This is a genomic window from Rheinheimera sp. SA_1 (assembly GCF_001669775.1).
In the GTDB taxonomy this organism is placed as follows: Bacteria; Pseudomonadota; Gammaproteobacteria; order Enterobacterales; family Alteromonadaceae; genus Pararheinheimera.
On record NZ_LXWK01000011.1, the window covers coordinates 240011 to 253571 of the forward strand.

General features: G+C 47.4%; 14 protein-coding genes and 1 other RNA gene. 11 read left to right on the top strand and 4 right to left on the bottom strand.

The genetic code is table 11. The annotated features are described in order from the left end of the window. Window positions 1-223: 223 nt before the first annotated feature. Window positions 224-1051, top strand: coding sequence for a substrate-binding periplasmic protein (locus tag A5320_RS02215; protein WP_068060342.1), 828 nt, complete (start codon window positions 224-226; stop codon window positions 1049-1051). A 96-nt stretch (window positions 1052-1147) separates the two neighbouring features. Continuing rightward, a complete protein-coding gene (locus A5320_RS02220; RefSeq protein ID WP_068060345.1) occupies window positions 1148-2764 on the top strand; it encodes a methyl-accepting chemotaxis protein in 1617 nt (538 codons plus the stop codon). A 109-nt stretch (window positions 2765-2873) separates the two neighbouring features. Here the strand turns inward: A5320_RS02220 and grpE are convergent, their stop codons facing one another. Next, complete coding sequence (gene grpE / locus A5320_RS02225; protein WP_068060348.1) at window positions 2874-3464, bottom strand: nucleotide exchange factor GrpE; 591 nt, start codon at window positions 3462-3464, stop codon at window positions 2874-2876. Between the two features lie 45 nt (window positions 3465-3509). Beyond that, window positions 3510-4538: a heat-inducible transcriptional repressor HrcA gene (gene hrcA / locus A5320_RS02230; RefSeq protein ID WP_068060351.1), complete on the bottom strand. Its 1029-nt coding sequence runs from the start codon at window positions 4536-4538 to the stop codon at window positions 3510-3512. Window positions 4539-4649: 111 nt separating this feature from the next. Here hrcA and nadK point away from each other — a divergent pair, with 111 nt between their 5' ends. The 3 genes from nadK to A5320_RS02245 all read left to right on the top strand — a co-directional run bounded on the left by nadK (window position 4650) and on the right by A5320_RS02245 (window position 7950). Next, window positions 4650-5576 carry an NAD(+) kinase gene (gene nadK / locus A5320_RS02235; protein ID WP_231916642.1) on the top strand — a complete coding sequence of 309 codons (927 nt, stop codon included), beginning with the start codon at window positions 4650-4652 and terminating at the stop codon, window positions 5574-5576. Window positions 5577-5716: 140 nt separating this feature from the next. Continuing rightward, a complete protein-coding gene (recN, locus tag A5320_RS02240; protein WP_068060352.1) occupies window positions 5717-7384 on the top strand; it encodes a DNA repair protein RecN in 1668 nt (555 codons plus the stop codon). A gap of 200 nt (window positions 7385-7584) precedes the next feature. Next, on the top strand, window positions 7585-7950 hold the full coding sequence (locus tag A5320_RS02245; protein WP_068060355.1) for an outer membrane protein assembly factor BamE: 366 nt from the start codon (window positions 7585-7587) through the stop codon (window positions 7948-7950). Between the two features lie 194 nt (window positions 7951-8144). Here A5320_RS02245 and A5320_RS02250 read toward each other — a convergent pair whose 3' ends face one another. Both A5320_RS02250 and A5320_RS02255 read right to left on the bottom strand, forming a co-directional pair. Next, window positions 8145-8474 (bottom strand): RnfH family protein, encoded by a 330-nt coding sequence (locus tag A5320_RS02250; RefSeq protein ID WP_082971486.1) that lies wholly within the window; start codon window positions 8472-8474, stop codon window positions 8145-8147. Then, window positions 8467-8910, bottom strand: coding sequence for a type II toxin-antitoxin system RatA family toxin (locus A5320_RS02255; RefSeq protein WP_068060361.1), 444 nt, complete (start codon window positions 8908-8910; stop codon window positions 8467-8469). The genes A5320_RS02250 and A5320_RS02255 overlap by 8 nt, the downstream gene beginning before the upstream one ends. Before the next feature lie 115 nt (window positions 8911-9025). On the opposite strand from A5320_RS02255, the gene smpB reads away from it, so the two are divergent. The 6 genes from smpB (at window position 9026) to A5320_RS02280 (ending at window position 13556) form a co-directional block, all read left to right on the top strand. Then, a complete protein-coding gene (gene smpB, locus A5320_RS02260; RefSeq protein WP_068060364.1) occupies window positions 9026-9508 on the top strand; it encodes an SsrA-binding protein SmpB in 483 nt (160 codons plus the stop codon). 171 nt (window positions 9509-9679) lie between these two features. Beyond that, window positions 9680-10038, top strand: a transfer-messenger RNA (tmRNA) gene (ssrA, locus tag A5320_RS02265). Between the two features lie 281 nt (window positions 10039-10319). Further along, window positions 10320-11753 (top strand): replication endonuclease, encoded by a 1434-nt coding sequence (locus A5320_RS02270; RefSeq protein ID WP_068060367.1) that lies wholly within the window; start codon window positions 10320-10322, stop codon window positions 11751-11753. 14 nt (window positions 11754-11767) lie between these two features. Beyond that, window positions 11768-11947: a hypothetical protein gene (locus A5320_RS22400; RefSeq protein ID WP_331712106.1), complete on the top strand. Its 180-nt coding sequence runs from the start codon at window positions 11768-11770 to the stop codon at window positions 11945-11947. A 197-nt stretch (window positions 11948-12144) separates the two neighbouring features. Next, window positions 12145-12879 (top strand): hypothetical protein, encoded by a 735-nt coding sequence (locus tag A5320_RS02275; protein WP_068060370.1) that lies wholly within the window; start codon window positions 12145-12147, stop codon window positions 12877-12879. Between the two features lie 2 nt (window positions 12880-12881). Further along, complete coding sequence (locus tag A5320_RS02280) at window positions 12882-13556, top strand: hypothetical protein (protein ID WP_068060373.1); 675 nt, start codon at window positions 12882-12884, stop codon at window positions 13554-13556. Window positions 13557-13561 lie beyond the last annotated feature (5 nt).

The following is a 13561-nucleotide window of genomic DNA, read 5'->3' on the forward strand; positions in this document are numbered from 1 at the left end:
CGATGCAACGGCTTGCGGCCTGGCATCATACCGTTGCCGTAATGTAAATTCGAGACTTTTGGTTGCAATAAATTAGCACATTGCTGCTATCACCATGGCGCGCCTGCTGATTGCTGATTTGTTCAACAATTTTGGCCACTATCGGCACATTTCGTCAACAGCAGTTCACTTGCAGATCCGCGAATACCCGCTAGGCTCTGTTTTATGGACAAGGAGGTTGATCATGCGCGCTTTTTATTGCGATCTCACGACAGCACCGTTTGCTATAGTCTTTTTAACTCTGCTCAGCTGGTTTCCGCCGCTCACTAATGCCAGCGAACCACAACCCCCGATCCAAATTCTGACAGTCATTGAACCGCCGGCCAGCTATCTCAACAGCCACGGTGAGCTAAGCGGTTATGCCACCGAATTGGTGCAGGCACTGCAAAAACAAATACAGGATCGCAGCGATATTCAAATCATGCCGGAATCCAGGGTGTTATTGACTGCGGCTCGCCAACCCAATGTGCTGTTATTTGGCTTTTCCAGAACACAGGATCGGGAACAAAAATATCACTGGATCATGCCGTTATTGCGAAAAAGGTGGGTGGTCTATGTCCACAAAGACAGCCCGCTGCAAATCAACAATCTGGATGAACTGCGTAATCTGGACAGTATCGGCGTGGTCCGCGGTGATGTCCGCGAAGAATGGCTGACCGCACAAGGCTTTACCAATTTGCATAGTTCAGCCAGCCACGCCCAGAACCTGGCCAGACTACGCAGTGGCCGCTTAACGGCCATCGCTTACGAGCCGCAGGGCATGCAATATTTGCTCAAAGAAACCGGCCATCAGCCGGATGAATTTAAGCCAGTACTCCATTTTCACAGCTCAGAAGTCTGGTTGCTGATGTCGCGCCAAACTCACAGCAGCGAAGTGCAGCGTTGGCAATTGGCAGCAGAAGAGCTGAAATTAAGCGGTCAACCGCTGGAAATTGCCAGACACTGGCAACAACGCCTGGCGCAAACCGAACAAATTCAAAGCACTGTACAGCAAGGTTTGTTGCAATTTTAGAAAATAATCCCAGCAGAAATTAGCCAACAAATTGGAGAAATCTTCAATCCGTGCCCATACTTGCGGCACAACAACACTCAGGACAAGGAACTTAAGATGAACTTTCACAGTATCAGAGTGAAAAGCACCATTCCCATGCTGATGCTCGGCGTTACGCTACTGATCGTGGTGTCGATGTTTAGTTATTTATCAGCAATGCAACGCAGCGCTTTGGACGCGCAGGCCGACAATTTCCTCAAAGCCATTTCAGTGGTCTTAAACGCCGATCGTGATCTTTATCAGGCAAAACTGGCCACCACTCACTTTTTGAACAAGTTTGGCGATATTGAACAGCAGCGAAAAGATGTCGCCGAAAACGCCGAACAAGTCAAAGGACGTTTTGGCGAATATCTAAGTTATTTAAAAGCTTACCCTGATGTCACTAGTCAGTTCAGCCGCTTTGACCGGGAGTTTTCGCAGTGGCTACAAAGCACCAACAGTTTGATTGGCGCTGCCGATAACCAAGCCGATTTACAGGCACTGATTGCCGATGAAGAACAAAAATTTTCATCATTACGCGCGGTACTGGATGAAGCCGGTGATGCAGCTTTGCAAAAGTCCATTTCTGAACAGCAAATACTCACCGCTTCTATTTCGCGCTTTCAATGGATAACCTACGGCATCACGTTGACTATTTTGCTGATTGCCGGCTGGTTCAGTTATCAAATCCCGCGCACCTTAACCGGACAAATTAACTTCCTGACCCGGCGCATCAATGAAATCGCTTCGGGTGAAGGAGATTTAACGGCTCGGCTGAACGTGCAAAGCCGCGACGAGTTTGCCGATCTGGCTCGCGAATTTAATGGTTTTGTCGCCAATTTGTGCCAGTTGATTGCTTCAGTGCTGCAACAAGCCGGACAGCTCAGTCAGCTGACCGAACATTTATCGCAGTCGGCAAATAACAGCAAAAACATCACCAATTCACTGAATGTGGCATCCGATTCAATTGTCAGCGCTGTGCATGAAATGACCATCGCCAATAAAGAAATGGCGGTGGTAGCCACCAATTCAGCACATGAAGCCGATCTTGCTAGCCGCAATGCCGAACAGGGCCTGCAAGTGGTGAATAGTGTCAATCAAAGCATGACGGCACTGTCCAGTGATGTCGATATGGCGCTGAGCTGTTCCACTGAACTGGAGAATAGTTCTGAAAATATCGCCTCGGTGTTGGACGTGATTCGAAGTATTGCCGATCAGACCAACTTGCTGGCACTCAATGCCGCCATTGAAGCGGCCAGGGCTGGCGAACAAGGCCGCGGTTTTGCGGTGGTTGCCGATGAAGTGCGTACTCTGGCATCGCGCACCCAACAAAGCACCAATCATATTCAGGAAATGATCCAGAGCCTGCAAAGCCGGGTCAATCAAGCGTCCGGCGCCATCAATAGCGGCAAAGCCAATGCCGATCGTACTTTGGAGTTTTTTGCCAAAGCTGATGAAGTGTTTCATCAGCTGCAGGAATCATCGCGCCGGGTCAACGATATGGCAACGCAAACCGCGGCAGCCACTGAAGAACAAAGTCTGGTGTCCGAGGAAATTACCAAAAATCTGTATGCCTTGCATGATCAGGCCAGCGCTGCGGGCGGTATTGCTGAAAGTAATGAGAAGTTGTCGGCGCAAATTAAACAGCTGTCGAATACGCTGTTTGGCTTGGTGGGCAGATTTAAAGTCAGTTGATGTTCCGATTTTCTCGGGAGCGGTTGATTGTATATTTTGAAATGAACAAATAGCAGCTGCAAAAAAGCCGGAACAAAATCCGGCTTTTTTACTTCAAAAAAAATACTAATTAATCAGGCTTTTTCGACACACCAACCATCGCTGGACGCAATAACCGGCCATTGAGTTCATAGCCTTTTTGCATCACAAAAATCACGGTATTGGCATCTAAATCGGCATTTGGCTGAATAGACATCGCCTGATGGAATTCCGGGTTAAACGGCTGACCTTGCGGGTCAATTTGTTGCACACCGAATTTCGCCACCGTATCCAGCATGCCTTTTAAGGTCAGCTCGACACCTTCGGCTAAAGCTTTGACGGCTTCATTGTCACGGTCGATAAAACTTAACGAACGTTCTAAATTATCCAGTACCGGTAATAAATCACCAGCGAATTTTTCCAGAGCAAATTTATGTGCTTTTTCAACATCTTGTGCTGAACGACGTTTGCTGTTTTCAGCTTCGGCTTTCACCCGCAATGCCAGATCCTGTTGATCAGCGGCCAGTTGCTTTGCCGCAATCAGCTCAGCTTCCAATTTTGCAATGATCGCCTGCTCGCCTGATAACTGCACCGGCTCGCCGGCTTGCTCTGTGGTTTGCTGCTCCGCTGCCAGTTCGGCTGCTGTTTGCTGTTCGTTTTGCACTTTTTCTTGCTCGCTCATCGATTAACTACTCCAAACCCAGGTCTCAAAACTTAAGTCTGGCTATTATGGGGATTGTTTTGGCTGATTCAAGTGCTTTGACAATTGTTGCCCACAAGCCTCAACCAACGGGATTAATCGCGCATAGTTCATCCGTCTTGGGCCAAGCAGCGCCAGATAGCGATGCGGCTCTGCCTGATAACGGACGGTGATCACACTGACATTATGCAATTGCGCAATGCCCGACTCGCGGCCAAGAATTAACTTGGTGCTGTCATCTAAGGTCAGTGGTTTTAATAAACTCATCAGACATGCTGGTTGTTCCAGCAACTGGATCACCTGCTGTAATGCCGGATCTTTTTGCGATTCAGCCGCTTGCAATAAATGGTGTTGACCAAATACCAAGGGTTGGTTCTGCTGCAACTCATCGAGGCTTAATTGCCCCATCACACCTTGCAACAGCCCGGCAATAGCGCCGGTTTCGGTTTTTAACATCAGCGCCAGCCTGGAAATACCATCCAGCCATTGCTGACCGCACAAAGCCGCATTGAGTAGACACAAAGCACGACTTAACGTCATCGCATCAACACTTTGTTGTTGTGATAACACCCGGTGCAGAATATCGCCTTCTTCGTCAATCACCACCAATAACAGCCGATCGGCGGCTAACCGCACCAAATCCACCTGCCGGATCACCCGGCCACTGCTTTTCGGCGGACTAAAAATACTAACCAGACCGGTGAGGTTGGCGAGCAACTGCCCGGCTTTTTGGCACAATAACGACACCGGCAGCTGTGGTTGCAGATTCTGCTGCATTTCACTGAGCCAGCGTGAAGGTAAAGGTTCCAGCTGCAACATTTTATCGATAAATAACCGGATGCCCTGGGTGGTCGGTATACGCCCGGCCGAGGTATGTGGTGAGCGGATCAAACCGAGTTGCTCAAGCTGCATCATGGTGTTACGCACTGTGGCAGAGCTGACCTGCAACGAGGTATGTTCTGAAATTGCCTTCGAGGATACCGGCGAACCATCTGCCAGATACTGCTCAACAATTAATTTCAGGATCAATTCTGATCGACTCAGGCCAAGCGTCATACTGCCACCTTTGACTAAACACTTGCTTATAGTGGGGCCTTGGCTGAAAAAATCAACTGCAGTGGTTTAACAAGCAGCAGTTGCCCTGTTTGCTACTGGTACAGAGCGTGAGTGCTGCGTATACTCAAAGCCAAACTTTCGCTGGATCAACAAGCTATGAGCCACGCCTTTCGAACTATCGGCCTGATCGGCAAGCCCAATCATCAGGGTGCCAACCACACGCTGGTCAGTCTTTATCATTTTCTGAAACAGTATCAGCTACAGGTTTATGTCGAAGAAAAAGTCGCCGGCTCCCTTGGCCTGGACGGTGTGCAGGCGATGGATTTAGTTGATTTGGGTAAAAATTGTGATTTAGCCATCGTCGTTGGCGGTGATGGCAATATGCTGGGCGCCGCAAGAGTTCTCGCCCGATTTGGCGTGGCGGTGCTGGGCGTCAACCGCGGTAATCTGGGCTTTTTAACCGATTTATCACCGGAAAGTTTTCAAATTCCACTGGCCGAAGTACTGGCCGGTAATTACGTGAATGAACACCGTAACTTGCTGGAAATTGAAGTGCATCGCCATGACAGTATTAAAAGCAGCAACAGCGCGGTCAATGAAGCGGTATTACATGCCGACAAAGTCGCGCATATGATTGAATTTGAAGCCTATATCAATGACGAATTTGTCTTTAGCCAAAGATCCGATGGTCTGATCGTCAGCACCCCAACCGGTTCAACCGCTTATTCCTTATCTGGCGGCGGTCCGATTTTAACGCCAGAACTGGATGCGATGAGCCTGGTGCCAATGTTCCCGCACACCTTAAGCAGCAGGCCGCTGGTGGTTTCCGGCAACAGCGAAATCCGTTTAAAAGTCGCACCAAGTAACGACGCCCACTTACAAATCAGTTGCGACAGCCACGTCATTCTGGCGGTGATGCCGGGTGATGAAATCGTCATCCGCAAACATCCAAAACCACTAAAACTGGTCCATCCGCCGGGCTACAGTTATTTTAATGTGCTGCGCAATAAACTGGGTTGGGGTTCTAAACTTTATTAAAATCAATCGTCTTTGGCAGTTGTGTTTTAACAGTTTTCTGCAATCTGAAAATTTTTCTTTTTCGAGCCTTGCCAGTCGCGCAATTACTGTATAAATTCACAGTCATGAATTTTATCCAGTAGTTTTGCCCGGAGGCCTTCATGTTAACCCATCTGCATATCAGCAATTTTGCCATAGTCCGGGCGCTGGAAATTGAATGGCACGCCGGCATGACCACTATCACCGGCGAAACCGGCGCCGGTAAATCCATTTCACTGGACGCTTTGGCATTATGTCTGGGTGAACGCGCCGATGGCACTGTCGTTCGACCGGGCACCGATAAAGCCGATTTTGTCGCAACCTTTGATATTAGTAATTTACCTGCAGCGCAGCACTGGCTACAAAACCAGGATCTGGCGATGGGCAACGAATGTATCGTCCGCCGTGTCGTCGGCAGCGAAGGCCGCTCCCGCGGTTACATCAACGGCGTGCAGGTGCCGGCACAACAACTTAAACTGTTAGGCCAGCTGCTACTGAGTATTCACGGTCAGCACGCGCATCAACTGTTATTAAAATCCGATCATCAACGCCAGTTGCTGGATGCCTTTGCCGATCACCCCGCCCTGCTCGCCAGCGTCAAACAACATTGGAAAAGCTGGCAGCAATTGAAGCAGGAATATCAGGAACTACAAAAATCCCAGCAACAACGCGAAGCACAGCGGCAACTGCTGGAATATCAGGTGGCGGAACTTGATCAATTTGCACCACAAGCCGACGAATTTTCCGCTTTGGAAAACGAACATCAACGGTTGAGCCACAGTGCACAGCTGATTGAGTCGAGCCAACAATGCCTGCAATTACTCAGCGACAGTGACGATGGCAATGTGCTCAGCTTGCTTCGACTGGCCGCGCATCAAATTTCCGATGCTTGTGCAATAGACTCAAAGCTTGGCAGTGTCGACCAGATGTTGCAGGAAGCCTTGGTACAAGTGGATGAAGCCAGCCGTGAATTACGCCGTTATGGCGAACGGGTTGATATTGACCCAGAGCGGCTCAGCGAAATTGATAACCGGTTAGGCCAATGGCTGACCTTAAGCCGCAAACATCAGGTTCCGAATGACCAGCTTGCACTGCACCATCAGCATTTAAGTTCGCAACTGCTGCAGCTGGCCGGAGATGATGAACGCCTGAACGAACTGGATCTGGCCATAGCACAAGCGGCTCGTCAGTACAGCGAGACAGCAGCGACGCTCACCGAACAACGGCAACAAGCTGCGCTGGAACTTAGCTGTAAAATAGCAGCCAGCATGGCCGATTTAAGCATGCACAACGCCAGATTCCAGATTGAAGTACAGACGCTGGCCCTGGATAAAGCTAATGCGCAGGGTCTTGATCATATTGAATTTATTGTCAGCACCAACCCAGGCCAGCCATTGCAGCCGATGCATAAGGTGGCTTCTGGTGGTGAACTTTCACGGATTAGCCTGGCAGTACAAGTGATCCTCGCAGATAAAGTCACCACCCCAACGCTGATTTTTGATGAAGTGGACGTAGGCATCAGCGGACCTGTCGCTGCGGGTGTCGGCCGGTTGTTACGGCAACTTGGCAGCGCGACGCAGGTTATTTGTGTCACCCACTTGCCGCAGGTGGCAAGCCAGGGCCATCAGCAAATGTATGTCGAAAAATATACCGATGGTATTCATACCGAAACCCGGATGCGTAACCTGAACGACGATGAAAGAGTGCAGGAAATTGCCCGGTTACTGGCCGGTGAAAATGTCAGTGCCAGTGCTATCGCCAACGCCCGCGAACTTTTATGTACCCCTTAGGTCAGAAGGAGGGTTTTAAACCCAAAATCATTGACGATTCGGGTAGGCGGCAACTGAACAAATCCCCAGGAGCATAGCTGTTCTATGTGACTGGGGTGCGTGAAGGCGGCCAACAACCCCGAATCTTCAAGGATGAAGGGTTTTAAACCTCCTATTGCTTGCGGTATGATGCAAGCCTAACTTAAAAAATGAAGAGTGTTATGGCAGCTGTATTCTCAAAATCAATCAGCAAATGGCTGATTGCCGCAAGTTGCGCCCTATCGGTATCAGCTTGCAGTAACTGGATTTTCCGGATTGATGTGCCACAAGGCAACTTTCTGGAACAAAAAGACATCGACAAACTGCGGATCGCAATGACCAAAGAGCAAGTGCAGTTTGTGCTTGGCAACCCGGTGGCAGAAAATAGTTTCGACAATGACGTTTGGCATTACTTTTATGCCTTAAAACGTGGCAACGGCGAACATTTCGAGAAAAAACTGGTGCTGACTTTCGCCGACAATAAGCTGGCGCAAATGACCGGTGATTTCGAAACACCAGCCCAATTTAATACCGCGCTGGATCAATAACAGCATCAGCTGAAGCGGATTAGCGGATTAGCGGATTAGCGGATTAGCGGATTAGCGGATTAGCGGATTAGCGGATTAGCGGATTAGCGGATTAGCGGATTAGCGGATTAGCGGATTAGTATCAGGGTATCCCACCAGGTGGCGATACCCTTTTTTGTGCCTGATCGTTTTAAATAGAATTGGCATCAACGTCGTTAATGCTGCGGCCGGCCACCGGTCGTTTTATCGGCCCGACCTTCTTCTTTGGCTTTTTCAGCCCGACGGCGGCGCATATCTTTTGGATCGGCAATCAGCGCCCGGTAGATTTCAATCCGGTCGCCATTTTTCACCAACTCATCCAATTTGACGGTGCGACTCCAGATCCCAACTTTATTCACATCCAGTTTTATTTCAGGGTAAGTGGTTAAAATTCCTGAAGTTTCGATCACCTGCAGCACCGTTGAACCAACAGGCACCGACAAACTCAACAGGCTTTGCCGCTCCGGCAACGCAAAAGCGACTTCCACCGACAGTTGTTCAGCCATGTTGATCTCCATAAATGTGTTTAGCGCGTTCAGTAAACGCCTGCACCATCGCCAGCGTCAGTTCATTAAAAATTTTACCAAAGGCAAATTCGACCAACTTACTGGAAAACTCAAACTCCAGCGCCAGCACCACTTTGCAGGCCTGTTCATTCAGCGGCATAAACTGCCACCCCCCCCGTAAAAATTTAAACGGGCCGTCGACCAGCTCCATCGCCAGTCGCTCATGCGGAATGAGAGTATTTCGGGTGGTGAAGCTTTTGCCAATCCCGGCTTTGGAAACTTCGAGGGTGGCAGTCTGTACTTTGCCATCAAAAGACAACACCGCAGACTTGCTGCATCCTGGTAAAAACTGCGGATAAGAAGGCACATCGGCGACCAACTCAAACATCTGACGGGCACTGTAAAAAACCAGCGCGCTACGTTCAATTTGTGGCATACTCACTCCCCTGAATCAGGCGCCGATTGTAGCAGAATCAGCGCCTGTAACAAGTTTCACGGGCAATTCCAAAGCATTCATTCTGATAGCCCCACTTAGCATACCTTGAGCAAGCATGAGTAAAAAAACAAGTAAATCCAATGACGGCGGCACGATTGCCTCCAACAGAAAAGCCCGGCACGACTATTTCCTGCAAGACCGCTTTGAAGGCGGTATGGCATTGCAAGGCTGGGAAATCAAAAGTATCAGGGTCGGAAAAGTCAATATTTCCGATTCTTACGTCGTAATCAAAAACGGCGAAGCATTCCTGTTTGGCGCCATTATTACGCCACTGAATAGTGCGTCCAGCCACGTGGTTTGTGATCCAGAGCGGTCACGAAAACTGCTGCTGAACAAACGCGAATTAAACAAGCTGATTGGCGCCACCGAGCGTGATGGCTTTACGTTAATCGCCACTTCGATGTATTGGAAAGGTCCTTGGGTCAAACTTGAGTTTTACCTGGCTAAAGGTAAACGCGAATTTGATAAACGCGACGACGTGAAAGACCGCGACTGGTCACGCGAAAAAGAACGGATGATGAAACATTCCAAGCGTTAATCCGCAAAAGTTTGTTTTATTTGCAGGGTAATGCTTGAAACTGGCGAAACAATCGCCACTTAGTAAAAAGACGGTGAACAAAGCAGCAAAGCCTCCAAGCATTGCTTGCCGCACTCAACGTCAGGGCGTAGAATGCCCACGTTACTGAAGCGTTCGCTTCACGAAGAATTCGGGGCTGATACTGGATTCGACGGGATACTCGAACTCCTAAGTGCATGCCGAGGGGCGGTTGGCCTCGTAAAAAGCCGCAAAAAAGTAGTCGCAAACGACGAAACATACGCACTCGCTGCCTAATAAGCAGTAGAGAGCTCTTCCCCTCACGCATGCCTATAAGCTGAGACTCTGGAAGATCACCCTAATTAGGATCGCATGGCGGCTTCGTCCGTAGCCAAGATGCTAAAACCAATCGGACTCGCCCGACGAGAGCCTGCCATTCGGCGCTCATAGGGTCAACTAAATGAATGGATAAGCATGTAGTACTGAAGACGTAGGTTTTTCGGACGGGGGTTCAAATCCCCCCAGCTCCACCACAAATGAGAGCGGCGCAAGCTGCGCCGCTTCTCAAATTCTCTCTAAATTCAACAACTTAAAACTCCATCGAGCAGCCAATCAATTTGGCTACAGCACTCCAGACACGTCTGGAAATTGTCACTCCAGTGCCAACTTTTGTCATCCCAGCACCAACTTTTGCCACAAGTTACCCTCCCCTGCGAGTTTTACCAGCCGCGACATTCTGAAAAAATACCTCGCAGATCAGCAACTGGTTGAAGAAAACCACGCTCTGTATTTACTGAACACCATTCATCAGGCGATGGTAGTTGATGATTTAGATTTCTCAATCGACCATGCCAGGCTAGAAGACTTCGCCATTAAACAGGCTGACTTTTGCAAAGCGGCCGAACTGAACAACGCCATCGACCATTTTCAAAAGTACCAACTGGGCAAGCTCGCATACACCGAACTGGAAATTAAAAACCGGCTGCAAGATGCCAAATTCTGGCTGCGCCGTATTCGCCGCAAAACTGCATCGCTGATTAACCAAGTGGAACGGGCATTAGGTTATGTCTCGAAACGCCGCGCTGTTTATTGCGGTGATGTATCGCTCAATCGCCATCGGCAAAATCAGCTGCTTAGTCAGCAATACATGCAAAACACCTATCTGCAAAATGACGAAGGCTTCAGTATTCCACTTTCAGAAATTGCCGCGCACAACATCAGTAATCCAGTGATCCGCCGTCATGAACTAATGGTCAGAATTCGCGGTTTTGAAGAAGTCGCCCAGTATTGCCAGCATGCGGCGGTATTTGTCACTTTGACTACGCCGTCACGGATGCACGCTACCAATGCCACCGGCATTCCGAACCAAGCCTATGACGGCTCTAGCATCAACGATGCACAGGATTATCTAAACCATGTTTGGCAGCTATGCCGCGCCAAGTTCGACCGCGACGAAATTAAGCCCTATGGCTTTCGGGTAGTAGAACCGCACCACGATGGCACCCCGCACTGGCATTTATTGCTGTTTATGCCATGTGATCAAATCAAACATTTTAAAGAAGTGATCACCCACTACGGCCTGCAAGATTCACCGGATGAAAAAGGCGCAAAGCAGTATCGGGTCAAATTTATCGATATTGACCCCGCCAAAGGCAGCGCCGCCGGATATATCGCCAAATACATAGCCAAAAACATCGACGGTTTTGCAGTAGGTACTGACACCAGCGGCCAGCCATCGGATTTAGTCGCAGCCCGAATCAACGCATGGTCAAAAGCCGCGAGCATTCGCCAGTTTCAGCAAATTGGTGGCCCTAGTGTCACCGTCTGGCGCGAACTTCGCCGCATCAAACAATGTGAAACCCCGATGGATGAACTGAACAGCGCCCACGCTGCCGCCGATTCGTCGAACTGGGCAGCGTTCTGTTTAGCTATGAACGCGGTAGATACACCACGCAAAGAACATCTGATTAGCCCCTATTACGAAATTCGCACTACCGAAACCATCGACTACGACAGCGGCGAGATCCAGAGCTGCCAGCTCAATCATTATCTGGAACTGCGAAAGCCCACGATATTCGGTTTGGTATGTCGTGCAATGCCCTTAGTTACTCGCAATGTGCGATGGAAAATTGCAATGAAGCCGCCGAGTCGAGAGACCACCTTCCCGCCTTTAGGCGGGTTGGTGGCCTCGAGTGAGGTGGCAACCTTGGAGTTCCAAAAAGCTATTACGATGTTTACAACCGGATAGCAAAAGCTGGATTAATCTCTGTGGAAATTGCAGACTGCCTGAAGAAAATGACAGGTTTTAGGGAGACTGCCCTACATGATGATCAGGATTTGAAGTTAACAGATTTAGAATATTTGATTTTGCATCAGTTGCGGTTTTTTCTGTTATTTAGCAATATGGCTAGCAAAGGAAAACCTCTAGATCCTACACCTTAGATCTCTTTCACTCACAATCATTAGTGCTAAAAATTAATCTAATTTACGCGCAAGTGCGTTTAAAGACTTGCACAACTAGTGCAAATCGTTTATCGGTTGTAAATACGTATACAAATAGCTTCAAAACACGACCGATGTAGTATAATTTACTAATCAGATTTACATAGAGCTATGGTAAATTCAAAACGGAGTTTTAAATGTCAATTACCAGCTTCGAAAAATGGAAAGTTGAGCACCTCAGATTCACTGTATTTACGTCAAAAGAGTACCAAATCGAGGAGTTGGAAACTTGGTGGCAGATGCTATCTCCAGAAGGTGAGATTCAAGAAGTATCTAAAAAGGTTAAAACGGGAGAGTTCGTTGTAACTGGAGATTGTGATAACAACACTCTAGAGCTTAAAGTTCTGGGCGATAGAATTGATATTCTATTGAGGAGTTCCAAACAATCTTTGACACCAACGTCGATCGACGTGTTTGATAGTTTCTGTATGGGTACTGTTTCCGAAATGCTTCCAAAGTTTATTCAGTCTATTGAACGATGGAACTCTTTAGTAACAAAAGATGAAGACAATTTTGTTAGATTTGCATTAGGAACTGTTTTAATTAACCCAGTTGACAGTGTAAAAGCCGGTTATGAAATGTTATCTAAATTACTTCCTTTTATCAAATTTGATAACGAATGGTCAGATTTTTCGTTTCAGGCAAATACACCCAAAGAATATGAAATTGATGGTATAGGTGCATTGAAATTTAACTATATAAATAAATATTCAGCTGCAATACTCTACATCAAAAGCATTAATGAATCATTTGAATCAAAGAGTAATAGTTATTTTTGCCGAAGAGAAATAGACAATAGTACAGAAGCAGGTTTAGAACTTTCTATTGGAAAAATCCTTCCATCTTTAATTGATAAACTTAAAGAGATTTAATTATGCTGACCGCTGATTATGCAACATCTCAAACCGGAAGCAGTTTATATTTTGCGTCTTATGCTGAATTCGAGCATGTCACTGCAAAAAAAGCAGAACATGACAACACAGAAAGTTTAGGAAAAATTGCAACACTGAAGTCGAAAATTCGTCAATTAGACAAAGTTACCGACACTGAATATTCTGGGCATTTTATTATTTGTCACTCCAATTCATTAGCAATTAGAGTTCGTGGAAAATCCAGTGTCAGTACTTATCCGACTCAGGGGGCAATGTTTTTTGTTAGTTCAAGTTATAGAAAAGATAAAAATAGTGATTACATATCGGAGCTAAGCAACGTTTCTGCGCAAAGAACTATTGAAAAAAGTGAAGATAAAGATTACAAGGATATGTTTGAAAAAATATATGATAAAGCAGTATATGACAAAAAATCAGCGGCAAGTATTTTAATGCATGCTATTGAGCACAAAATTAGCAAGTTTGATATCAATGCTGTTGATTCAATTCTTCGCAAGATTGATTTTGATAAGGCTGGTGAAATATCAGCAATTAGCGTTATAAAGTCGACTAAGCGTTGTAATTCGGGTCTTAAATTTTGGGCTCTTGCAAAATATAACGCGGAATCAACGCTCCGTAAGCTTGGATACGACCCTGTTCAGATCTTTAAAGGAATTTAAAGAAC

Bases quoted from the DNA above. Each gene is read 5' to 3' on its own strand.
- A5320_RS02215 (WP_068060342.1), top strand. From the start codon at position 224: ATGCGCGCTTTTTATTGCGATCTCACGACAGCACCGTTTGCTATAGTC.
- A5320_RS02220 (WP_068060345.1), top strand. From the start codon at position 1,148: ATGAACTTTCACAGTATCAGAGTGAAAAGCACCATTCCCATGCTGATG.
- grpE (WP_068060348.1), bottom strand. From the start codon at position 3,464: ATGAGCGAGCAAGAAAAAGTGCAAAACGAACAGCAAACAGCAGCCGAA.
- hrcA (WP_068060351.1), bottom strand. From the start codon at position 4,538: ATGACGCTTGGCCTGAGTCGATCAGAATTGATCCTGAAATTAATTGTT.
- recN (WP_068060352.1), top strand. From the start codon at position 5,717: ATGTTAACCCATCTGCATATCAGCAATTTTGCCATAGTCCGGGCGCTG.
- A5320_RS02245 (WP_068060355.1), top strand. From the start codon at position 7,585: ATGGCAGCTGTATTCTCAAAATCAATCAGCAAATGGCTGATTGCCGCA.
- A5320_RS02250 (WP_082971486.1), bottom strand. From the start codon at position 8,474: ATGGCTGAACAACTGTCGGTGGAAGTCGCTTTTGCGTTGCCGGAGCGG.
- A5320_RS02255 (WP_068060361.1), bottom strand. From the start codon at position 8,910: ATGCCACAAATTGAACGTAGCGCGCTGGTTTTTTACAGTGCCCGTCAG.
- smpB (WP_068060364.1), top strand. From the start codon at position 9,026: ATGAGTAAAAAAACAAGTAAATCCAATGACGGCGGCACGATTGCCTCC.
- A5320_RS02270 (WP_068060367.1), top strand. From the start codon at position 10,320: ATGGTAGTTGATGATTTAGATTTCTCAATCGACCATGCCAGGCTAGAA.
- A5320_RS02275 (WP_068060370.1), top strand. From the start codon at position 12,145: ATGTCAATTACCAGCTTCGAAAAATGGAAAGTTGAGCACCTCAGATTC.
- A5320_RS02280 (WP_068060373.1), top strand. From the start codon at position 12,882: ATGCTGACCGCTGATTATGCAACATCTCAAACCGGAAGCAGTTTATAT.